Origin of the sequence: Vreelandella andesensis (assembly GCF_003989795.1) — a bacterium.
Lineage (GTDB): Bacteria > Pseudomonadota > Gammaproteobacteria > Pseudomonadales > Halomonadaceae > Vreelandella > Vreelandella andesensis.
Genome location: NZ_RZHG01000020.1, coordinates 19,706 through 40,451 on the forward strand (window position 1 = coordinate 19,706; position 20,746 = coordinate 40,451).

Annotated in this window: 20 protein-coding genes and 1 pseudogene; 12 read left to right on the forward strand and 9 right to left on the reverse strand. The window is 51.2% G+C overall.

What is annotated here, in order from left to right; all coding sequences use genetic code 11:
* Positions 1 to 19 precede the first annotated feature (19 nt).
* Positions 20 to 1,177 (reverse strand): DUF5924 family protein, encoded by a 1,158-nt coding sequence (locus ELY33_RS11780; RefSeq protein ID WP_126948112.1) that lies wholly within the window; start codon positions 1,175 to 1,177, stop codon positions 20 to 22.
* 271 nt (positions 1,178 to 1,448) lie between these two features.
* Here ELY33_RS11780 and fadB point away from each other — a divergent pair, with 271 nt between their 5' ends.
* Both fadB and fadA read left to right on the forward strand, forming a co-directional pair.
* The gene (gene fadB / locus ELY33_RS11785; protein ID WP_126948113.1) at positions 1,449 to 3,623 is read left to right on the forward strand and encodes a fatty acid oxidation complex subunit alpha FadB; all 2,175 of its coding nucleotides are present in this window, start codon (positions 1,449 to 1,451) and stop codon (positions 3,621 to 3,623) included.
* Positions 3,624 to 3,646: 23 nt separating this feature from the next.
* Entirely contained in the window at positions 3,647 to 4,825 is a 1,179-nt protein-coding gene (gene fadA / locus ELY33_RS11790; RefSeq protein WP_126948114.1) for an acetyl-CoA C-acyltransferase FadA, read from the forward strand.
* Between the two features lie 59 nt (positions 4,826 to 4,884).
* Here the strand turns inward: fadA and ELY33_RS11795 are convergent, their stop codons facing one another.
* Both ELY33_RS11795 and ELY33_RS11800 read right to left on the reverse strand, forming a co-directional pair.
* Complete coding sequence (locus tag ELY33_RS11795) at positions 4,885 to 5,973, reverse strand: histone deacetylase family protein (RefSeq protein ID WP_126948115.1); 1,089 nt, start codon at positions 5,971 to 5,973, stop codon at positions 4,885 to 4,887.
* A 120-nt stretch (positions 5,974 to 6,093) separates the two neighbouring features.
* Positions 6,094 to 6,555 carry a flavodoxin family protein gene (locus ELY33_RS11800; protein ID WP_126948116.1) on the reverse strand — a complete coding sequence of 154 codons (462 nt, stop codon included), beginning with the start codon at positions 6,553 to 6,555 and terminating at the stop codon, positions 6,094 to 6,096.
* An 81-nt stretch (positions 6,556 to 6,636) separates the two neighbouring features.
* On the opposite strand from ELY33_RS11800, the gene ELY33_RS11805 reads away from it, so the two are divergent.
* The 9 genes and pseudogenes from ELY33_RS11805 (at position 6,637) to ELY33_RS11845 (ending at position 14,304) form a co-directional block, all read left to right on the forward strand.
* Positions 6,637 to 7,011, forward strand: coding sequence for a thiol-disulfide oxidoreductase DCC family protein (locus tag ELY33_RS11805; RefSeq protein ID WP_126948117.1), 375 nt, complete (start codon positions 6,637 to 6,639; stop codon positions 7,009 to 7,011).
* A 32-nt stretch (positions 7,012 to 7,043) separates the two neighbouring features.
* Positions 7,044 to 7,250 (forward strand): annotated as a pseudogene (locus ELY33_RS18125) (hypothetical protein); the annotation flags it as partial.
* Positions 7,251 to 7,508: 258 nt separating this feature from the next.
* The gene (locus tag ELY33_RS11815) at positions 7,509 to 7,967 is read left to right on the forward strand and encodes an SUF system Fe-S cluster assembly regulator (protein WP_126948118.1); all 459 of its coding nucleotides are present in this window, start codon (positions 7,509 to 7,511) and stop codon (positions 7,965 to 7,967) included.
* A gap of 74 nt (positions 7,968 to 8,041) precedes the next feature.
* Positions 8,042 to 9,484 carry a Fe-S cluster assembly protein SufB gene (gene sufB / locus ELY33_RS11820; protein WP_126948119.1) on the forward strand — a complete coding sequence of 481 codons (1,443 nt, stop codon included), beginning with the start codon at positions 8,042 to 8,044 and terminating at the stop codon, positions 9,482 to 9,484.
* 71 nt (positions 9,485 to 9,555) lie between these two features.
* Positions 9,556 to 10,305 (forward strand): Fe-S cluster assembly ATPase SufC, encoded by a 750-nt coding sequence (gene sufC / locus ELY33_RS11825; protein ID WP_126948120.1) that lies wholly within the window; start codon positions 9,556 to 9,558, stop codon positions 10,303 to 10,305.
* The gene (gene sufD, locus ELY33_RS11830) at positions 10,302 to 11,642 is read left to right on the forward strand and encodes a Fe-S cluster assembly protein SufD (protein WP_126948121.1); all 1,341 of its coding nucleotides are present in this window, start codon (positions 10,302 to 10,304) and stop codon (positions 11,640 to 11,642) included. Before sufC ends, sufD begins: the two co-directional genes overlap by 4 nt.
* 30 nt (positions 11,643 to 11,672) lie before the next feature.
* Positions 11,673 to 12,938, forward strand: coding sequence for an aminotransferase class V-fold PLP-dependent enzyme (locus ELY33_RS11835; RefSeq protein WP_126948122.1), 1,266 nt, complete (start codon positions 11,673 to 11,675; stop codon positions 12,936 to 12,938).
* 22 nt (positions 12,939 to 12,960) lie between these two features.
* On the forward strand, positions 12,961 to 13,530 hold the full coding sequence (gene sufT, locus ELY33_RS11840; RefSeq protein ID WP_126948123.1) for a putative Fe-S cluster assembly protein SufT: 570 nt from the start codon (positions 12,961 to 12,963) through the stop codon (positions 13,528 to 13,530).
* Positions 13,531 to 13,548: 18 nt separating this feature from the next.
* On the forward strand, positions 13,549 to 14,304 hold the full coding sequence (locus tag ELY33_RS11845) for a SanA/YdcF family protein (protein ID WP_126948124.1): 756 nt from the start codon (positions 13,549 to 13,551) through the stop codon (positions 14,302 to 14,304).
* A gap of 121 nt (positions 14,305 to 14,425) precedes the next feature.
* Here the strand turns inward: ELY33_RS11845 and ELY33_RS11850 are convergent, their stop codons facing one another.
* The 4 genes from ELY33_RS11850 to ELY33_RS11865 all read right to left on the reverse strand — a co-directional run bounded on the left by ELY33_RS11850 (position 14,426) and on the right by ELY33_RS11865 (position 17,470).
* Positions 14,426 to 14,872 (reverse strand): hypothetical protein, encoded by a 447-nt coding sequence (locus tag ELY33_RS11850; protein ID WP_126948125.1) that lies wholly within the window; start codon positions 14,870 to 14,872, stop codon positions 14,426 to 14,428.
* A gap of 87 nt (positions 14,873 to 14,959) precedes the next feature.
* The gene (gene rimK, locus ELY33_RS11855) at positions 14,960 to 15,868 is read right to left on the reverse strand and encodes a 30S ribosomal protein S6--L-glutamate ligase (protein ID WP_126948126.1); all 909 of its coding nucleotides are present in this window, start codon (positions 15,866 to 15,868) and stop codon (positions 14,960 to 14,962) included.
* Positions 15,869 to 15,907: 39 nt separating this feature from the next.
* The gene (locus tag ELY33_RS11860; RefSeq protein WP_126948127.1) at positions 15,908 to 16,348 is read right to left on the reverse strand and encodes an ATP-dependent zinc protease family protein; all 441 of its coding nucleotides are present in this window, start codon (positions 16,346 to 16,348) and stop codon (positions 15,908 to 15,910) included.
* 69 nt (positions 16,349 to 16,417) lie between these two features.
* Positions 16,418 to 17,470 carry a DUF3549 family protein gene (locus ELY33_RS11865; RefSeq protein WP_126948128.1) on the reverse strand — a complete coding sequence of 351 codons (1,053 nt, stop codon included), beginning with the start codon at positions 17,468 to 17,470 and terminating at the stop codon, positions 16,418 to 16,420.
* A gap of 285 nt (positions 17,471 to 17,755) precedes the next feature.
* Between ELY33_RS11865 and ELY33_RS11870 the strand changes: the two genes are divergently transcribed.
* On the forward strand, positions 17,756 to 18,106 hold the full coding sequence (locus ELY33_RS11870; protein ID WP_126948129.1) for a YqcC family protein: 351 nt from the start codon (positions 17,756 to 17,758) through the stop codon (positions 18,104 to 18,106).
* A 165-nt stretch (positions 18,107 to 18,271) separates the two neighbouring features.
* Here the strand turns inward: ELY33_RS11870 and ELY33_RS11875 are convergent, their stop codons facing one another.
* Entirely contained in the window at positions 18,272 to 18,898 is a 627-nt protein-coding gene (locus ELY33_RS11875) for an OmpW/AlkL family protein (protein ID WP_126948130.1), read from the reverse strand.
* 304 nt (positions 18,899 to 19,202) lie between these two features.
* Positions 19,203 to 20,693 carry a sodium/proline symporter PutP gene (gene putP / locus ELY33_RS11880; protein WP_126943440.1) on the reverse strand — a complete coding sequence of 497 codons (1,491 nt, stop codon included), beginning with the start codon at positions 20,691 to 20,693 and terminating at the stop codon, positions 19,203 to 19,205.
* Positions 20,694 to 20,746 lie beyond the last annotated feature (53 nt).

The window sequence follows — 20,746 nt, forward strand, 5'->3', positions numbered from 1 at the left end:
CTGAATGCAAGGCGTTATGTTATTCGTCCGTTGATGAATCGTTTTCAGAACGGCTGTTTCCAGGTATGAAACGGCGCAAGTTTAGGCCGCTCAAGCCACTTGGCTGGATCTTGCTATCGGCTACCGTAGCTTGTCCCAGATCTTCCGAAACAGTAAACCGGATCAGGCCCAACCGCTGCCCGCTATCCGTCATAATGTCGATACGCCACTCTCCCGACGGTGCTTCAGGAAAATTCTGCTTATGGCTCCACGCCCGATAGCCTTGTTCTCGTCCACCGTTGATAGCAAGCTCGACTTCGTCTAACAACTCACCGTTGTGATGCCATACATGATGAATTGTCTCGCTTAATCCACGCGGTGCTCGAATGGCGGTATAGACGTAAAGGCCATTGGATCGGATTGCATCTGGCGTGAGTGCCATTGTCCCCTGAGGCGTGCGGCTTTGAATATCAAGAGACGGAGAAAGAGCGCTGTTGGTCATCCATAAACTGGCCGGAGGCACCCATATTTTGCCGAGCCAAGCCGCGTACGCCAGTACCATAGCGAGGGCAAAAAAAGCGCACCATCGAGCTAATGAGCGTTTTTTTAGCAAGTGCCAAAAACTGAGCAGCGCAACCACTATGGTAATTACCAGCGCAAGGATCAAGCTTTGGCCAGTCGTCAGTTTTAGCATGATAGGCAGAATTACCAATACCACTAAAAAGACACACTGGGCATGAAAAATAAAATAGAGGCCACGCCAGCGCTCGGCGAGTTTGTAATAGAGGGGATCGATGATTGACAGTATTGCCATTGCTATCACTAACAGTGCAAATAGCGTTTGCCCGCTGTTCCACACAGTTGTCACCAGGATAAACGGCAGCGTGAAGAACAGGGTTTCCTGGTGAATCATTTGGGCAATAAAAGTGGTGACAGTGCGTGGCAATGTAGGATGGCCGCGTTTAGTAAGCCAGCGCCCCAGAAGTCTCTCAGTGAGAAGTAAAAGCCAAGCAAAGAGAAGCCCCAGCGCTAACACGGCCCCCAGCCACTGCTGGCGATCCACTAGGAAAAAACTACCCAGCCCTGCACCAAATGCAATAGGTGGCCACAGCCAACTCCAAGGTTTTAGTCGCTCGACAGTGCGTTCAGCCCGCGTTTGTAATGCCGTGATACGAGTGGGAGTAAGTACGCTAGCCATGGCGATGTTGGCTCATAAAAGAAAGCAGCATGATCGTTGGATTAATCGAGAAAGTCGATGTGTTGCTCATTATGTCTATTAAAAGCGCAAAAAATGTGGGCCTGTTGTAAGTTAATTTGTGTAAGTGCTCTTGAGAGATAAGCGCATTAGCCAAAAGTCAGGGCTTGACGTTCCTCACTATCTCAACCAAGCTTACGCAATCAAACGACCGTATGAAATGCGTGGCGGGTCCGATAAAAGGTACCAGCCCGAACTTGTGGAGAGAGCGCGAATGATCTATCAGGGCAACGCCATCACGGTGGAGCGTCGTGACACCCAAGGTGGCAATGACATCGCTAAGCTCACTTTCGACTTGAAAGGTGAGTCCGTTAATAAGCTGTCCAGTGTTGTTGTGGCAGAGTTGGGCGAGGCAGTAAAAGCGCTTCAAGCTGAAAATGGCCTACAGGGGCTGATGATTAGCAGTGGCAAAGAGGCGTTTATTGTCGGCGCTGACATCACCGAATTTCATAGCCTTTTTGACAAAGGTGAAGAGTACCTTGTTGAAATGAACCTTAAGGTTCATGACATTTTCAATGCGCTTGAAGACCTGCCTTTTCCAACCGTAACGGCCATTAACGGCCTGGCACTTGGTGGCGGCTGTGAAGTGCTGTTGACTACCGATTTTCGCGTCATGAGTGAGAAAGCCAAAATCGGTCTGCCTGAAACCAAATTAGGCATTTTGCCAGGCTGGGGGGGGTGTGTACGTTTGCCCCGCTTGATTGGCGCAGATAACGCGATTGAGTGGATTGCAGGCGGCACTGAAAACCGTGCGAATGCAGCACTTAACGTCGGTGCAGTCGATGCTGTCGTCACTCACGAGCTGCTTGAAGAAGCCGCGTTGGATCTATTAGACCGTGCCAATGCCGGTGAGCTTGATTACCAAGCGCGCCGTGAAGAGAAAAAAGCACCGCTTAAACTTAACGCCATTGAGCAAATGATGGCGTTTGAAACCGCAAAAGGATTTGTTGCTGGCAAAGCTGGCCCTCACTATCCCGCGCCGGTAGAGTCGATTAAGGTGATCCAGAAAGGCGCAGGCGAAACACGTGCCCGCGCCCAGGCGATTGAAGCGAAAGCATTTGCTAAGCTAGCCCTTAGCAGCGTTGCTTTCAACTTGGTTGGCCTGTTCCTTAACGACCAGATCGTAAAGAAAAAAGGTAGCAAGTACGAGAAGCAGTCGCAGCCGGTTAAACAGACCGCTGTACTGGGCGCAGGTATTATGGGGGGAGGTATCGCCTACCAGAGCGCCAGCAAAGGCACGCCCATCGTCATGAAAGATATTAACGATGACGCTATCGAGTTAGGCCTAAAAGAAGCTCGCAAACTATTTGCTAAGCAAGTAGAGCGTAAAAAGCTGACGATCGAACAGATGGCCGAAAAGTTGACCAACATTCGCCCTACGCTCTCATACGGTGACTTCGGCAACGTTGACCTAGTGGTTGAAGCAGTAGTTGAAAATCCCAACGTTAAAGACGCCGTGCTGACCGAAGTGGAAGGCATGGTGAGCGAAAACACCATTCTTACCTCTAACACTTCGACGATTTCTATTAACCGTCTTGCCAAGAACCTCAAGCGCCCTGAAAACTTCTGCGGCATGCACTTTTTTAACCCGGTTCACCGTATGCCGTTGGTAGAAGTTATTCGCGGTGAGAAAACCTCAGACGCAGCGGTGGCTGCCACGGTTGCTTATGCACGCGCCATGGGCAAAACCCCGATCGTTGTCAATGATTGCCCCGGCTTTCTGGTTAACCGCGTATTGTTCCCTTACTTCGGTGGCTTCAGTTTCTTGGTAGAGCAGGGCGCTGATTTCCAACACGTTGACAAAGTAATGGAAAAATTTGGCTGGCCTATGGGTCCTGCCTATCTGCTGGATGTAGTGGGGCTGGATACTGCCGTACATGCTAACGAAGTGATGGCAGAAGGTTTCCCGGATCGTATGGCGCGTGATGGTAAAACCGCTATTCAAGTGATGTACGACAATAAGCGTTTGGGCCAGAAGAACGATAAAGGCTTCTATGCCTATGAAGAAGATAAAAAAGGCAAACCTAAGAAAGTTACCGACGAGCAAGCCTACGCGTTGGTAAAAGACGTCGTCAAAGAGCAGAAAGAGTTTTCCGACGAAGACATTATTGCTCGTATGATGGTGCCGCTGTGTCTGGAAACGGTTCGTTGCCTTGAAGATGGCATCGTGGAGACCCCTGCCGAAGCCGATATGGCGCTGATTTACGGTATTGGTTTCCCTCCCTTTCGCGGTGGCGCGCTGCGCTACATTGACGCGATGGGTGTTGCCGAGTTCGTTAAGCTAGCCGAAAACCTTGCGGATGAATTAGGCCCGCTTTACGCGCCCACTGAGAAGCTGCGCCAGATGGCTCAAAATAACGAGCAATTTTATTCTGGCACTCAGGCCTAACCACCACGCAAAGGAGATATAAGATGAGTTTGAAACCAAGAGATATCGTGGTGGTAGACGGTGTTCGTACCGCCATGGCGAAAGCTAAAAACGGTGCATTCCGCAATGTACGCGCTGAGAATTTGTCGGCAGCCGTTATGCAAGCGCTGTTTGATCGTAATGCTAATTTAGACCCGTCAGAAGTCGATGATGTGATCTGGGGCTGTGTTAACCAGACGCTTGAGCAGTCGATGAATATCGCCCGCAACGCGGCGATCATGACGGGCATCCCTCGTTCGGTTCCTGCGCAAACCGTTAACCGTTTGTGTGGCTCCTCGATGACGGCACTGCATATTGCTGCGGCCAACATTAAAGCGGGCATGGGCGATTTTTACGTAATCGGTGGGGTAGAGCACATGGAACATGTGCCCATGGCTCATGGTGTCGATGTTAACCCCGCCGCCAGCAAGTACGTTGCGAAAGCGGCCATGATGATGGGGCTGACTGCTGAGCTGCTGGGTAAAATGCACGGTATCTCCCGTGAAGACCAGGATAAGTTTGGTGTGCGCTCCCACCAGCGTGCCCAAGCCGCGATGGAGAAAGGCTACTTCGATAACGAAATTATTGGTGTTGAAGGCCACGATCAGCGCGGTTTTAAAATTTTGTTCAAGCACGATGAAGTGATTCGTCCTGAGTCAAGCCTTGAGTCGATGGCCAGTCTTAAGCCAGTGTTTGATCCTCGCAATGGTACGGTTACCGCGGGCACGTCATCTGCACTGTCGGTAGGTGCGTCAGCAATGGCCGTCATGAGTTACGAGCGCGCCCAGGCGTTAGGGCTTGAGCCGATTGCAAAAGTACTTTCAACCGGTGTTGCAGGCTGTGATGCCTCTATTATGGGCTACGGCCCGGTACCGGCGTCTAAAAAAGCACTGAAAGTTGCTGGCTTATCCGCCGCAGATATTCAAACGGTTGAGCTTAACGAAGCATTCGCCGCTCAAGGTCTGCCTGTCTTAAAAGATCTTGGTTTCCTAGATGCCATGGACGAGAAAGTGAACCTACATGGCGGTGCCATTGCTCTTGGCCACCCGCTGGGCTGCTCGGGGTCGCGCATTTGTACAACACTGCTTAACGTCATGCAGCAGCGCGATACCACCCTCGGCCTTGCCACGATGTGTATCGGGATGGGGCAAGGGGTAGCGACCGTGTTTGAACGACTCAAATAAGCATATCGCTTACTTACAAAACGGCACCCCTTGCGGTGCCGTTTTTTATTGCAGTGCTGCTAGCTGGTTTGAAACGCAGTACGATGAAAGTCAGCTGCCGCTTGGACTTCCGCGATGCCGCAGCTATCAGGTACCGGGACGGTATTTCCAGCCAGTACAGCCAGCACCGCTCGGGTGCCGTTGGCCAGCGACTCCAGGTTATAGCCGCCTTCTAAAACGAAGACTAAGCGGTCTTGGCAGTGCTGTTCAGCCAACTGTTGCAAGAACCCTGTTAGTGCACCAAAGCCATCGTAAGACACATTGAGCGCTAAATCATGCCAGTGTGGGTCAAAGCCAGCCGAGACTAAAATAATATCCGGCTTAAACCATGCAGCGGCTGGCGCTAGAATATCGCGAAAGGCTTTCAAAAATGCTTCATCGCCTGCACCAGCAGGTAGCGGGACATTAATTGTGGTGCCTTCAGCTAAGCCGGCACCGACCTCTGCGAGATGACCTGAGCCAGGGTAGAAAGGCGCAGCGCGGTGAATATCAAAAAACATGACATCGGGTTCTGCCCAAAAAATATCCTGGGTGCCGTTGCCATGGTGGGCGTCCCAGTCGACGATGAGCACACGTTCACAACCCAGTGCGCTGCGCGCATGAGCCGCTGCAACCGCGACATTATTAAATAAGCAAAAACCTCGTGCGCGAACAGGTTCCGCGTGGTGCCCAGGTGGGCGTACCAGCGCAAACGCGCTTTTCGCACGTTTTTCCATCACTGCTTCGACTGCCGCAATCGCCGTGCCTGCAGCGACTTCAGCCGCGTCAATGCTGCCTGGTGAGACTGCCGTGGTATCCACGTCCAGCCAGGCATTTTTTCCACGCAAACTAAAAATATCGTTAAGATAAGAGGTGGTGTGCACCCTGGCTAATTGTTCAAACGTGGCCGCTTTGCCTCCTTCGATGTGAAGGTCTGCAATCGGTGCTTTTTCAAGCAGATGTTGAATAGCTTGTAACCGGCCAGGATGTTCAGGGTATTTCCATGGCACCGGGAGTCCTGATAGCAGTTGACGAATTCGTTTATCGATTCGATCGGGCAAAAAATCAGAGTCGATATTGGGCTCATGAGCGAGTACACGATCATCGTAGAAGGCAATGACGTTATGCATAAAGGTCACCTATATACGTGCGTTAAGTATCTGCAATAGAAGCGAGGAGTGGCTTGTCGTGACTTTCTATTGCGCTGTGGGCACGAAATGCTTACTAACAGTAAGGCAGGCTAGGCGGGGTTATACAATGCCACATTCAATACTAAGCGCTAAGGTTAAGCTGAGTTCTTCTACCTGATCGGCAAATGAATCCTGCCACTCGCCGCGTAAGGTGAGTGGTTCCTGCACCCAGCGCCAGCGTAACCCTGTGACAATGCTTTCTACTGCGCGGCGTGTGCCGGTGCCATCTGTGCCCGCACGAATATAAAGCGCGCATGGAAGACCTTGTTTTTCTTCAAGTATTCTGTAATAGCTGCGATCAAAAAAATCCTTAAGTGCGCCGCTCATGTAACCCAGGTTTTCTGTCGTGCCTAACAAGATGCCATCGCAGGCGCGGATGTCATCAGGTCCAGCCTCAAAAGGCGTTTTTACTGTGCAGGTAACCTGCTCGACAATGTCTTGGCTCGCGCCCCGCTGAGCAGCATCACGCAGCGTACAGGTGTTAATTGATGGCGCATGGGCAACGATTAAGAGATGTTTCATTGTAGCGCCCTCGTTAGATGGAAGTTTGCGTGGAAAGCGCAAAGTGTCAAACTGCTAAGTACGACCACAGTGAGAGCTTATATGTCTGATAACGCCTCTATCAATGTTTTCTATGACGCCGTTTGCCCAGGCTGTCGCAAAGATCGTCGTCTTTTTGAGCGCTTAGCTGGCAAGCATGGTGATGGGATTAACTGGTGTGATGTTTCTGAGCATCAGCAGCAGTTGCATAAAAAAGGGGTGGCACCGGAAGCCGCTTTACGCTCGCTGCATATCGAAAAAGACGATGGCACCATTATCGAAGGCATCGACGCTTACCGTTTATTGATGATGCGTATTCCATGGTTTATGCCAATCGCATGGCTCATTGGCCTACCAGGGATCAAAAACGCGTTACGCTGGTATTATGATCGTTGGGTAGAAAAGCGCCTAAAGCGGGAAGGGCGTTGGTCTGAATAGGTAGGGATAGTGAAGAAGACAATAATTTTTGAGGTTCGATGCCGCCAGAAGGTAATGGTAGCCACCTTTACTATTACTGGGTGTTAGCGTTGGATCACCAAACGTCGCTACCTGAAAGGTTGACGTTTACTGAGCTGCTCAATGAAATTGAACCACACCTACTGGGTATGAACCGATTAGTCCTCCTGGATATTTTGGACAACCCGTGTAGACCCTGTCGCTCTCTAGGTCCTGTGTAATAATTTGTTGTGATGACGCTCCCATGATCGGTTTTCTCAAAAGCCTGCGAAAATCTTCGCAGGCTTTTTCGCGTTTTGCCCATCGACAGGTTTTTAAATGATAATGATTGTTGTTTTTGTTGCTATCAGAGTCGAACGTGCTGTTATTTTGCACAAATTGATAACGATTTTGTTATAGGGCTTCACAACAAATTTATACAGGACTAAAATGGTACCCATTAGGTGGTAAGCAAACCGCCACGGTTAACAGGAGTTAACATGCTCAAGCTTTCTCGGCTGACAGATTATGCCGCTGTGGTGATGGCGCAAATTGCTCGTCATCCACAGGCGTCTCATGCAGCGGCTGATTTAGCAGAAGCAGTGCAGCTGCCGCATCCTACTGTCAGCAAGACACTAAAAATGCTGGTGAAAGCAGGGCTGCTGGAGTCACAGCGTGGTGTCCAAGGTGGGTATCGTCTGGCTCGGCCAGCCTCACACATCACCGCAGCCGATATTATTGCCGCTATCGAAGGGCCGGTGGCGATGACTGAATGCAGCCAAGCTGAAGGCGAATGTGACTTGGTAGCCACTTGTGGCGTAGCCGATAACTGGCAGCGCGTATCGCTGGCGATTCGTACGCTACTTGAAAGCGTCACGCTGGCGCACTTGGCCGACACGACACCCATAAAGCTACCCGTACAATTACCGATTCAAAGCATTAGCCTGGCGACCGCTTAGGCAGTGCTACAGATAATTTTATCCCTATTGACGGCGAGCTAACCTCGCCACCCAACTGCCCGGAGGGTATCACCATGGCAAGCGAAGAAATGGAACAGTTGGTTCGTCGCGAATATAAAGATGGTTTTATAACCGATATTGAAAGCGACACCCTGCCACCTGGCCTTGATGAAAACACCATTGCCTTTATCTCCAATAAGAAAGGCGAGCCGGAATGGATGCTGGAGTGGCGTTTAAATGCCTACCGTCAGTGGTTGAAAATGAAAGAGCCCTCTTGGGCACATCTCGACTATCCGCCCATTGACTACCAATCAATCTCTTATTTTAGTGCACCGAAGCGCCCAGAAGATCGCCCGCAGAGCTTGGATGAAGTTGACCCCAAGCTTCTTGAAACCTATGAAAAGCTGGGTATTCCTCTGCACGAGCGTGCCGCACTTGCCGGGGTCGCGGTCGATGCCGTATTTGACTCTGTGTCTGTCACCACCACGTTCAAAAAAGAACTCGGAGAAGCAGGCGTTATTTTCTGTTCAATCTCCGAAGCGATTCGAGACTACCCGGACCTGATCAAGCAATACCTAGGCACCGTTGTGCCAGTGGCCGATAACTACTTTGCCGCGCTGAATTCGGCTGTATTTACTGACGGCTCATTTGTATTTGTTCCAGAGGGCGTTACCTGCCCTATGGAGCTGTCGACCTATTTCCGTATTAACGCGGCCAACACCGGCCAGTTCGAGCGCACGCTAATTATCTGCGAAAGTCGTGCTCAGGTGTCCTATTTGGAAGGCTGTACGGCACCAATGCGTGATGAAAACCAGCTTCACGCGGCGGTAGTCGAGCTTGTTGCGCTGGACGATGCCTACATCAAGTATTCTACCGTTCAGAACTGGTACCCCGGTGATGAAAACGGTAAGGGTGGCATTTACAACTTCGTTACTAAACGTGGCGACTGTCGTGGCGATCGCTCGCGCATTAGTTGGACACAGGTTGAAACCGGTTCGGCGATCACCTGGAAATACCCTTCTTGTGTCTTGCGCGGCAAAGACAGTATCGGTGAGTTTTACTCAGTAGCGGTCACCAATGGGCGCCAGCAAGCCGATACCGGTACCAAAATGATCCACATTGGCGAAGGTACTCGCTCCTATATTGTTGCCAAAGGCATTTCGGCGGGTAGGAGTGATCAATCTTACCGTGGCTTGGTCAAAATTGGCCCCCGTGCTAAAGGGGCGCGTAACTTTACCCAGTGTGACTCGTTGCTCATTGGCGACAAGTCCGGCGCCCATACGTTTCCTTATCAAGAAATCGGTAACAGCACCGCCACGATTGAACACGAAGCCACCACATCTAAGATTGGTGAAGACCAGTTGTTCTACTGTCAGAGCCGCGGGATTTCTGAAGAAGATGCGGTCAGCATGATTGTTAACGGCTTCTGTAAAGACGTTTTTCAAGAGCTGCCAATGGAGTTCGCGGTAGAAGCCGAAGCACTTCTGAGTGTGACCCTTGAAGGCGCGGTGGGCTAACCACTTCGACAATCGACTTTATTTTATGGGGGACGTGCTAGCGTCCCGCAAGAATTTAAAAGGTTTTAACTATGTTGCAAGTTAATGATTTACACGTCACCGTCGACGGCAAAGAAATTTTGAAGGGTTTAACACTCACCATTAATGCAGGTGAAGTGCATGCCATTATGGGCCCGAACGGCGCAGGTAAATCCACGTTGTCGGCTGTCATTGCCGGTAAAGATGGCTACGAAGTGACTCAAGGCAGCGTGACGTTTGAAGGCCAGAACGTGCTGGAAATGGAAATCGAAGAGCGCGCCCAAGCGGGCCTACTGCTTGGCTTCCAGTACCCCGTGGAAATTCCAGGGGTAAAAAATATCTACCTGCTGAAATCCGCGCTAAATGCCCAGCGTGTCGCCCGTGGCGAAGGCGAAATGCCTGCCCCTGAGTTTATGAAGCTGGTGAAAGAGAAGCTTGGCTTTATGAAGATGGATGCCAGCTTCCTGCAGCGTGCTGTCAATGAAGGTTTTTCTGGCGGTGAAAAGAAGCGTAACGAAATTCTCCAAATGCTGGTGCTTCAGCCAAAACTTGCCATGCTCGATGAAATTGACTCTGGTCTCGATATCGATGCGATGAAAGTGGTAGCCGATGGTGTTAATAGCCTGCGTGCTGGAGATCGCGCTATTTTGCTGGTCACTCACTATCAGCGGCTGCTTGACTACATCGTGCCCGATAAGGTGCACGTCTTAGTTGATGGTCGTATTGTTAGAACGGGTGATGCTGAGCTTGCTAAAGAGCTTGAAGCCAATGGTTATGAAGGCATCGAGGAGTCTGTGGCATGAGCGATACGCAAACGTTCTTGGACACGCTGAACGCGCGTAGCCAACAGCGCGGAGTTGAGCCAACATGGATTGCAGCTCGCCGCCAAGCCGGTGCAGCGCGTTTCGACGCTATGGGGTTTCCTACTCGCCGTGATGAAGAGTGGAAATATACCGACGTGCGAACGATTGCACAGGGCAATTTTGCGCTGGCTGAGAATGCAGATTTTTCTCAAGCGCAAGCGGCGGCGATGACGCTGCCGTTAGATGCCTACCGGTTGACCTTTGTCGATGGGATTTTCTCTGCAGCACTGTCCGACCTAGAGTCTCTGCCAAGCAGTGTTCAAGTAGTACCGCTTTCCAAAGCGCTGGCTGATAACCATGAAGCTGTTGGCGGGCCGCTAGGCCGCTTGACGGGTGTAGAGTTCTCTACGTTTGCAGCGCTAAACACTGCGTTTATGGAAGAGGGTGCGGTGGTGCGTATCGCACCGGGTACTGTGGTTGAAAAACCCATCTTGCTACAGTTCTTGTCCCGTGCAGGCACGCCAGTGATGAGCCATCCGCGCATCTTGGTAGAAGCAGCAGGGCGCAGCGAAGCGACGCTAATTGAGCACTATATCGGTGAAGCTGAAGCGGCAAACTTTACCAACGTTGTTGCTGAACTGATGCTTGATCGCGGTGCAATTCTGAATCACTACAAACTGCAAGAAGCACCTTTGGGCGACATGCATGTCGCCAGCATTCATGTTGAACAGAGCCGAGACAGCCGCTACAACTCTTATAACCTGAACCTGGGTGGTGCGCTGGTGCGCAACGACCTAATTAGTGACCTGAACGGCCAAGGAGCGGAGACACACTTCTATGGTCTGTTCTTCGGTCAAGGCCGCCAGCATGTGGATAACCACACGAAGGTCAATCACAATGCGCCGCTTACGTTCTCGAATGAGAACTACAAGGGCATACTGGATGACCGGGCCCACGGCGTCTTTAACGGTAAGGTTTACGTTAAGCGCGATAGCCAGAAGATTGAAGGTTTTCAAAGTAACCAAAATTTACTGCTTTCTGATCGTGCGCATATCGATGCCAAGCCTGAGCTTGAAATTTATGCTGACGACGTGAAGTGCTCTCATGGCACCACCACTGGGCAGTTGGATGAAGATGCGATTTACGCGTTACGTACCCGCGGAATCGACAAAGCCACCGCACGAGGCCTGTTGACGCTTGCATTTGCTGGCGAGGTGCTTGAACAGGTTGCGCTTGATGTGATTGCTGAACGGGTCGAGTTGGCGGTGGCGGGCAAGCTGCCTGAACGTTTCAACCTTGCTGGATTGGTAGAAACGGCGGCTGCGTTCAACGACTAACGCACTCAACGACTAGTCAAGGAGTCATCGATGCCCCATAGCGTGATTGAGAAACCCACCGTGCCTGCACCCGCGACGTTTAATGTCGAGGCGTTGCGTGATGACTTCCCAATACTTAAACGGGAAGTGCACGGAAAGCCGTTGGTATATTTAGATAATGCCGCGACAAGCCAGACGCCCCGTCAGGTTATCGATGTATTCAGCGATTATTATTCGCGCTACAACGCCAATATTCATCGCGGCCTGCACACGTTGTCAGATGAGGCGACAGCTGCGTTTGAAGCCACTCGGCATCGCGTTAAGGCGTTTCTCAATGCGGAAGATGAGCGGCAGATCATCTTTACGCGGGGCACGACTGAAGCGATTAATTTGGTGGCTCAAAGCTGGGGGCGCTCTCAGCTTGCTGCTGGTGATGAAGTGCTAATTTCAATGCTGGAGCACCACTCCAATATTGTGCCTTGGCAGTTATTGGCGGCTGAAATTGGCTTTACCATTAAGGTCATACCCGTTGAGGCGAATGGTGCGCTTGATATGACAGCGTACCGTTCGTTGTTCAATGAGCGCACTAAACTGGTGGCGGTTAATCATGTCTCCAATGCGTTGGGAACGATTAATCCCGTTAAAGAGATGGCAGCGCTTGCCCACCAGCACGGTGCGCTCATTTTGGTGGATGGCGCCCAGGCAACACCGCACCAGAAAGTTGATGTCCAGGATATTGATGCTGATTTCTATGCGTTCTCTGGGCATAAAATTTATGGCCCTACTGGCGTTGGCGTGCTCTACGGTAAAAAAGCGTTATTAGAAGCGATGCCGCCCTGGCAGGGTGGTGGCGAGATGATTAAAACAGTTTCTTTTGACGTCGCTACCACCTTTGCGGAGCTTCCGCATAAATTCGAGGCCGGCACGCCTGCTATTGCGGAGGTGATTGCTCTGGGGCGCGCTATTGAGTGGCTAGAAGGTGTCGGTGTAGAAGCAATAGGTGCTTGGGAAGCCGTACTGCTAAAACATGCCACCGCAGCAGTGAGCCAGATAGATGGTCTGCGCATTCTTGGCACCGCGCCGCAGAAAGCTGGGGTGCTTTCGTTTGTGGTTGAAGGCGCTCACTCTCAAGACATCGGGCTGCTGATTGATCAGTTAGGCGTCGCTATTCGTACCGGGCATCACTGCGCGCAACCGCTGCTTCACCATTTTGGTGTAGACGCTACGTGCCGCGCATCATTTGCAGCGTATAATACGCTGGAAGAGATAGATACGTTTGTTGCGGCGCTTAACCGCGTGATTGGAATGGTCCGCTAAAGGCCGTTATTTAAGGACTGTTATGAATATCGAGCAAGTGGCCAGTCTTGAACGTGGCCAAAAGCTGCCGCTTCAGCGGGATGTCGACGCCATTGCAATTCCGTTTGGCAAGACGGAGACACTGGCGGAAGACAGCGTTGTCAGCGTTATGCAAGCGAAGGGAAGTTCGGTAAGCGTTGGCTTTGAAGGGCGGCTTTTTCTTATTGAAGGGCGTAATTTAGATGCGTTAGGGCTTGAACCTCTGCCACGCCCAACACTGCCTGAAAGTGCCAGTGATGAAGAAATTGAACAGTTTGTCTGGGAGCAGTTGCGCACCTGCTTTGATCCAGAAATACCGGTCAACATTGTCGATTTAGGACTTGTCTATGGCTGTCGTCTTGAGCGCTTGATTAGCGGCGAAAGAATGGTCACTATTCGTATGACGCTTACTGCGCCAGGTTGTGGAATGGGTGATGTCATTGCGGCGGATGCGCGTAATAAAATTCTAGGCGCGCCTCAGATCAACAAGGTGCATACTGAAATTGTTTTCAGCCCGCCCTGGAGCCGTGACATGATGAGCGACGAAGCCAAGCTTGAACTCGGCATGTTTTAACCCCTGCTGGGGAGCTGGATGCGCAGCCTGCTATTACGTTACATAAAGCGTTTTTTAATGTCGCTAGGAGCATTAATGCTGCTGGCGACATTGCTGTTTATAGCTGGTAATTTCTGGGTGGTTGCCAGTACGACTCGCTATATTGATGACCATTTTGCCGAGTGTCGCCCGACCGATGTGGCGATTGTGTTTGGTACCTCTAACTGGACCCGAAGCGGCTTCCGAAATCCTCACTTTAACGCACGCATGCGAACTTCCGCCCGTTTAATTGCCGATCAGCGAGTAAGTCACCTTTTAATTTCAGGGGACAATCGCACTCAAGCCTATAACGAACCTCGCGCCATGTGGCGTGACCTTTATCGGCGCGGCGTGCCAGCAGATCAACTTACTATGGATTTTGCTGGTTTCAGCACTTACGACACGCTTGTGCGAGCTCGAGATGTCTTTCAATTAAATGAAGCGTTGTTGGTTACTCAGAGCTGGCATCTTCCGCGCGCGGTTTTTATTGGTCGCGCATTAGGCATGGAAGTGACCGGCTGCGTAGCAGAAGAAGGGCCAGCTGCTGGGGAATGGAGGTTGAAGGTTCGCGAATGGGCAGCGCGCGTGGCAACCCTTGGTGATCTTTATATCTGGGGAAGAGAGCCTTACTTTTTAGGCTCTCCAGAACCTATCGAATTAAGGGATGTCGACAGCGGTGTTAGCAAAGCCTCTCGCTCATCCTTAAATATTGATATTAAACACTTTATTACGCGGTTGGTGAGCTCGCCAGAGTGAACGACAGCGCCGATGTCAATAGATTGACGATGCGGACTCCCGTTGACGATGTATCCTACAAATAACCAATCCATTTTATAAATTAGCGATGCATTGTATAAATTAGCAACGCATTTCAAAGCTAACGGTGCATTTTGCGTTTTTGTAAGCTGTACAGCTCGCGTATTAACTTTCGACACCCTTGCATGCACTCTTCTACCACAGGCTCAATAGGGTCGGGCAGGGGATGGGTGAATAGTGTAGACAGGGCTTGCATCAGTACACGCTCTTGTTCTAACAATTCATTGATTAGTACCTGACTATCATTGCCCACAAAACTTTTTAAGCGGCTCCAAAGCCATAAAAAGTCGTCACGCTCTACGTCGGCATCTCGAGGTAGCATTTTCAAATGCGCACGAGCCAGCTCTTGAAGTTTACGCATCTGTTTTAACCGCTCAGTGTAATGCGGCTTCAGCGCGTCACGCAGCGTAGGACGCAGGCGTTCAAGGTTATCCTGGAAATAATCAATGCTATCGGCCAGCGCTTCCAATACACTGTCCATCGCCACTTGGCGATTGTCGAGAAACATGAGCGTCTACCTCCTTCGGTGACGCGGATTGTGGGGGTGACAGCGTTAATTTGCCACCCCTAACGCGGATTATTTTTGCATTCAGCCTTAGCCATTAGGCTTGGTTGGCGCTTTACGCGCCTGCATAGCATTTTTTCCAATGTGCTCGATGATCATTCCAGCAATATCTTTACCGGTTGCATTCTCAATACCTTGTAAGCCTGGCGATGAGTTAACCTCCATAATCACCGGCCCATGATTCGAGCGCAGTAAGTCAACACCTGCAACGCGCAGCCCCATGGCTTTTGCCGCTCGAATGGCGGTCGAGCGTTCTTCCGGTGTAATGCGAATGACGCTAGCGGTGCCGCCACGGTGCAAGTTTGAACGAAATTCCCCTTCGGCTGCTTGGCGCTTCATGGAAGCGACCACTTTATCGCCGATCACTAAGCAGCGAATGTCAGCGCCACGCGCCTCTTTTATATACTCTTGCACCATAATGTTGGTTTTCATGCCCATAAACGCTTGAATAACCGACTCGGCAGCTTGGTTAGTTTCGGCGAGTACAACACCGATACCTTGCGTGCCTTCTAGCAGCTTGATCACTAACGGTGCACCTTTGACCATGGTAATAAGGTCAGGAATGTCGTCAGGTGAATGGGCGAAACCCGTGATCGGCAAGCCCAGTCCTTTCCGAGAGAGAAGCTGCAACGAGCGCAATTTATCCCGCGAACGGGTGATCGCGACAGAGTCGTTAATGACATAGGTGCCCATCATTTCAAATTGGCGCAGCACAGCGCAGCCATAAAACGTAACCGATGCCCCAATACGTGGAATGACGGCATCGAAGTGCTCAATTTCAGCACCTTTGTAGTGAATCGACGGATGATGGGAAGCGATGCTCATATAGCAGCGCAGCGTGTCTACCACGCGGGCAGTGTGACCGCGTTGCTCGGCAGCTTCAATAAGGCGTCGAGTTGAGTATAGATTGCGATTGCGCGAAAGCAGGGCAATATGCATGCAAGGCTCCGGGGCCGAAAGAGTGGCTAATAAGTTAGTTTAAGGCTCGCCGTGCAAAAATGCAGCCCCAGGTGCTATAAGCAAGCGCCGCATTGCGCGGCGCCCAAGCAGCATGGGATGGCGCATATTGCTACGATCAGTCAGGGTTAGTTCAACCGGAAAATTCAGTTCACCCAATTGCATTGAAGTGCGGATTACATAGCGCCACTCACTGTGCCCATTAGAACTGGTAATGCGCCGCCTGTCATGCAAATGAAGCTGGTAGCGATGTGCTGGCGTTTTCGGGCCACCGCTATGGGTGATGAAACTTACCCAGAGTTGCCCGTCCTCGTCTTCATGAGTGTCAATCTCTTCGGCATGCAAAGCAGAAGTGCGTGCGCCAGTATCTGCTTTGCAGCAAAGGTGAAGCCCTAATTCAGGTAACGTCACCATTTCACGACGGCCGATGACTGCTTTGGCCTGATAGGGTAATTCCTTCACGGCGTACTCCCGGCAAATGAAGGTCGGTAATCAACAAATGGTTTTGTCTATCGTCTCACAAAAAAATGTCTAGCTTCTAGCTTGGTTAATCAACGCACTCAGCCTTTGCTGAATGGCGGAATCTGTCGGTGCGTCACGGAGTGCCAGCATAATGGGCAGGCGTAGCCTTGGAATAAGTGCAAGATCACGGACTACAGCATTAAAGTTGGTACGTCTGTCTTCTGCCAAGCGCTGTAAAAAAAGCGGTAAACGCTCAGCGTCTTCTAGCAGCAGCCATCCACGGCCAGCGATAGCGGCAATAATGTCTGGGCCACAAGCAGCTGAGTCGCTCAATAGACTTGAATACCATTCGCCTACACCCGTTGACGATGTGCTGCCCACTGCACGTACACAGGCGCACAGGGTTTCTATGTCGGCATCGCTAGCGGCCTGTTCTCCGCGCGCTCGCAAAGCATTTACCAGTGGCTCTGCAAGCGGTCTATGCTCAAGGCAGTAACACAGCGAGTGAACGACATTAATCGGCAAGCGGGGGAGACGCATCGCTAGTGCTTCTGATATGGGTAAATCAAGGCGAACCACGTAATCAGCGATGCCTTGTAACCCCAGTGCTTGCCAATCAAACGTCTGCTGACCAGTAAGATATGCTTCTACAGGCTCTAAGTGTTGGCTAGCGGCTAATTCCAATGCATAAGTGGCCTGAGCATTGAGCATTGCTTGAAAAGTGATATCAGGCGAGAAAGCAAGTGGATTATCCTTCATTAAATGATCCACGTCTGTTGTTTCTTGCTGTTTCAGCGGTTTGCTTTCTATTTGTGCAACATTTCGCCCAAGGGTTTCTAGCAAGCGGTTAATAAAACCGTCCCGCTGGGCTGGTGAGAGCATGCCCTGTTCGTCTAGTGGTAGCGCCAAAAACCAAATGGCTGGTTCAGGCATGTCACCCATACGAAAGACGATGCCAAGTCGTGCCTGCTGTTGCCAGGGCTCTGGCCAGGCAATTTCACCGCTTTCGAATGCTCGCAGCGTTTCTCGGGAGCACGCCACTACCCGCCGTCCCATATGGTGAAGGGAAACGTCTGCGCCGCTACGTGTAAAAAATTCATCAAGAGTTTGGATTGGTTGCATGACATCCTTCCGCATTTCAAGCCTGCACTCTACCTTGCTGATGTTCCACTGTCAGCCGCTAACGCTGATCAATCCGTGCTTTATTATCAAAGTGATCAAAAATTGCACAACATCCTGCAACCCGCATGAGACTAGCAGCAGCGACACCTTTCCATAGTTTATCCACAGCCTCTTGCAGGTTTTCTGTGAATCTGTGAATAAAGCACAAATTTTCCCAGACGGTTGGCAACTTACTCACAGTGCTGGAATAATAGTGCTTTATTGATTCAAATGAAAAAGGTGCTTATGAGCGTCCATCAACAGCTTCAAACCGCGCTTCTTGAGCTTGAAGCCACTATGAAGGCCGCTAACTTATGGCGTATGCCAGCCCCTGAGGTTGCTGCATTTAATAGTCAGCAACCCTTCTGTATTGACACTATGTCGCTGCCTCAGTGGATTCGTTTTGTCTTTATCGCTCGATTAAATGCACTGATTGACGCCCAGGCCGCCATGCCTGCCAAGTGCGATGTAGCCCCCGCAATGGCCGCTTACCTAATGCAGGAAAAAGTGCGTGCTAGTGACCAACTGTTGGTCGTTCGAGCTGTCGAAAGAATTGATCAGCTTGTTACTGAAAAACTAGATAGCGGTACTAGATAGCGGTACTAGAAAGACTGCTGCTGAGTCTAACGATAATACGTCGCCGGTTTCCGGCGTGATGACGTCATCAGCAAAGACAATGCCCAGGACCGCAAATAGCGGTGCTGGGCATTTTTTTATGGAATTATTCGGTTTGCGTTAGCCACTTACGCAGGCGTAGCGGTGTTAGAAGCGGTAACTTAAGCCAGCCATAACCACTACCGGGTCAATCTCTACCGTTCCAGCAGCAGCACCGTTTACGGTTGCGTCCGTATCGATATCGATGTACCACGCTGCTGCGTTAAGTGCCCAGTTCTCATCGATGAGCAAATCGATACCCACTTGAGCGGCGGCGCCCCAGGAGTCGTCAAGCTCTAACTCGCCAATAGCTAGTTCCTCATCTGAGAAAAAGGTGTAGTTAATACCTGCGCCAACATAAGGCTGTACGCGCGCTTCAGTGCCCCCTAAAGGGTAGTACTGGAGTGTCAGTGTGGGTGGAAGGTGTTTGGTAGAAGCGAGATTGTCACCATTCAGCGCAATATCGTGCTCAAACGGCAGAGCGGCCAGTAACTCGATGCCTACCTTGTCGTGAAAGCGGTATCCCAAGGTAAAGGCGAAATCGGTTTTGTCCTGAACGTCAACTGCGAACGCGCCGCCCGCTAATGAACCGTTGTCGCTTTTCGGTTCTACTTTTGCAACACCTACACGAGTGAAGAAATCACCGGCACCGTAAGCGAACGCTTGGCTGCTTGCCAGCATCGTGGTGGCGGCAAGCCCAGTGATAAGCAGAGTAGATAGAGTTTTGTGGCGCATAGCGTCGCTCCTGACCGTTAAAATAAGTCGTTTCAGTAATGGGTTAACGAGAGTCGATAGGGTGTGTCGAAAACCATGAAAAGAGTATATCGGGTAGAGGAGGGCAGGTTATTGACCTGGAGCAAAGAGTGGCACGCAGGGTTTAATCCGTGGGCGGATAAAAGAGGCTACCTGAAGTGAAAGAGACCTTCCCGTGACGATGTGCCCGATAAGGCATCTGACATGGGAAGGTCTCAATGATTAACCTAGTTTTTAGCTACTTTTAGCTACTTTCAACTACGTTAAGGGCGTGATCAACGCTCGTTTAGCGATCAATATGCTGATATTCACCAGAATCGTCAGTCATACTGCTCACCACCATGATGGCAATGAAGGATGCGATGAAGCCTGGAATAATCTCGTACACGCCAGGGCCACCCATGAACTCACCGTTCCAGCCGAGTGAGATCCAAACCATGACCGTGACCGCACCGACCACCATGCCTGCGATGGCACCATTACCGTTGGTACGCGGCCACATCAGCGACAGAATAATCAGCGGGCCAAAGGCGGCACCAAAGCCAGCCCAGGCGTTACTTACCAGGCCTAGAACCTGAGAGTTTTCGTCAGACGCAATGAACGCGGCGACGAGGCCAACCAGTACGACACAAATCCGGCCGACGCGGACACACTCCTTGTCCGTTGCTTCTTTACGTAGGAACAGGCGGTAGAAATCTTCAGTTAAGGAAGACGACGACACCAGAAGCTGACTGGAAATTGTGCTCATGATGGCCGCTAACAGTGCTGCGTAGAGGAAGCCGGTGACCAGCGGGTGGAATAGCAACTCCGCCAGGATGATAAAGATCGTTTCTGGGTCCTGAACCTCCAGCCCATTACGAATCGCATAGGCCCGTCCAAAAATACCCAGAGAAACGGCACCAATAAGAGAAATCAGCATCCAGCCCATGCCAATGTTGCGGGCAACCGGCACCTCTTTCAGCGTCCGAATAGCCATGAAGCGCACAATAATGTGGGGCTGCCCAAAATAGCCCAGTCCCCAAGTCACTGCAGAGAGCCACCCGATAAAGGTCAGTCCCGACGTCCAGGAAAGTAGCGTGGGATCAACCTCATTCAGGGTTTGTGACGCCTGGGCGAATCCGCCGCCCCCTTCGCCGAAGAGAACCACTGCCGGCATGATCACTAGCGCCAGCATCATGATGCAGCCTTGCACGAAGTCGGTCATGCTTACGGCCAGGAAGCCGCCTACAACGGTGTAAATAAGCACCACGCCTAGGGTTATAATGACCCCCATGGCGTAGTTGCTCATGTCACCGATATTGAAAATTCCGGCAAATGCGCTTTCAAACAGCTTGCCGCCAGCCACTAGGCCCGATGCTGTGTAAACGGCGAAAAAGATGACGATGACAATAGCGGATACGGTTCTAAGCGACATCGCCCGAGTTGGGAACCGGTTCGCCAAGAACGCAGGGATGGTAATTGCGTTGCCATAGTGAACGGTCTGTTCACGCAGGCGCGGGGCGACCAACGTCCAGTTGAAGAAGGCCCCCACCAGCAAGCCAATCCCGATCCAAGCCGAGCCCAGGCCGGATACAAACATGGCACCAGGTAGCCCGAGTAGCAACCAGCCGCTCATATCTGAAGCACCGGCCGAGAGGGCAGCGACCTGAGGACTGAGCCCACGCCCACCCAGCATGTAATCCTCGGATGAGGACGTTGCTTTGCGCATAGCATAAATGCCAATAGCGATCATGAGCGCAAAGTAGGCAAAAAGACTTATCCAAACACCGATAGCCATGAAAACTCTCCAAGTCGTCAGGACGGAGCTAGCTCCGACAGATTAGCGCGCTT

What these genes read in the sequence shown, in the direction of transcription:
- ELY33_RS11865 (WP_126948128.1), bottom strand. Translation starts at nt 17,470, where the DNA reads ATGCAACCAATCCAAACTCTTGATGAATTTTTTACACGTAGCGGCGCA.
- ELY33_RS11805 (WP_126948117.1), top strand. Translation starts at nt 6,637, where the DNA reads ATGTCTGATAACGCCTCTATCAATGTTTTCTATGACGCCGTTTGCCCA.
- ELY33_RS11850 (WP_126948125.1), bottom strand. Translation starts at nt 14,872, where the DNA reads ATGTTTCTCGACAATCGCCAAGTGGCGATGGACAGTGTATTGGAAGCG.
- sufT (WP_126948123.1), top strand. Translation starts at nt 12,961, where the DNA reads ATGAATATCGAGCAAGTGGCCAGTCTTGAACGTGGCCAAAAGCTGCCG.
- ELY33_RS11800 (WP_126948116.1), bottom strand. Translation starts at nt 6,555, where the DNA reads ATGAAACATCTCTTAATCGTTGCCCATGCGCCATCAATTAACACCTGT.
- fadB (WP_126948113.1), top strand. Translation starts at nt 1,449, where the DNA reads ATGATCTATCAGGGCAACGCCATCACGGTGGAGCGTCGTGACACCCAA.
- ELY33_RS11780 (WP_126948112.1), bottom strand. Translation starts at nt 1,177, where the DNA reads ATGGCTAGCGTACTTACTCCCACTCGTATCACGGCATTACAAACGCGG.
- ELY33_RS11795 (WP_126948115.1), bottom strand. Translation starts at nt 5,973, where the DNA reads ATGCATAACGTCATTGCCTTCTACGATGATCGTGTACTCGCTCATGAG.
- ELY33_RS11870 (WP_126948129.1), top strand. Translation starts at nt 17,756, where the DNA reads ATGAGCGTCCATCAACAGCTTCAAACCGCGCTTCTTGAGCTTGAAGCC.
- putP (WP_126943440.1), bottom strand. Translation starts at nt 20,693, where the DNA reads ATGGCTATCGGTGTTTGGATAAGTCTTTTTGCCTACTTTGCGCTCATG.
- sufC (WP_126948120.1), top strand. Translation starts at nt 9,556, where the DNA reads ATGTTGCAAGTTAATGATTTACACGTCACCGTCGACGGCAAAGAAATT.
- rimK (WP_126948126.1), bottom strand. Translation starts at nt 15,868, where the DNA reads ATGCATATTGCCCTGCTTTCGCGCAATCGCAATCTATACTCAACTCGA.
- ELY33_RS11845 (WP_126948124.1), top strand. Translation starts at nt 13,549, where the DNA reads ATGCGCAGCCTGCTATTACGTTACATAAAGCGTTTTTTAATGTCGCTA.
- ELY33_RS11875 (WP_126948130.1), bottom strand. Translation starts at nt 18,898, where the DNA reads ATGCGCCACAAAACTCTATCTACTCTGCTTATCACTGGGCTTGCCGCC.
- sufD (WP_126948121.1), top strand. Translation starts at nt 10,302, where the DNA reads ATGAGCGATACGCAAACGTTCTTGGACACGCTGAACGCGCGTAGCCAA.
- sufB (WP_126948119.1), top strand. Translation starts at nt 8,042, where the DNA reads ATGGCAAGCGAAGAAATGGAACAGTTGGTTCGTCGCGAATATAAAGAT.
- ELY33_RS11835 (WP_126948122.1), top strand. Translation starts at nt 11,673, where the DNA reads ATGCCCCATAGCGTGATTGAGAAACCCACCGTGCCTGCACCCGCGACG.
- ELY33_RS11815 (WP_126948118.1), top strand. Translation starts at nt 7,509, where the DNA reads ATGCTCAAGCTTTCTCGGCTGACAGATTATGCCGCTGTGGTGATGGCG.
- fadA (WP_126948114.1), top strand. Translation starts at nt 3,647, where the DNA reads ATGAGTTTGAAACCAAGAGATATCGTGGTGGTAGACGGTGTTCGTACC.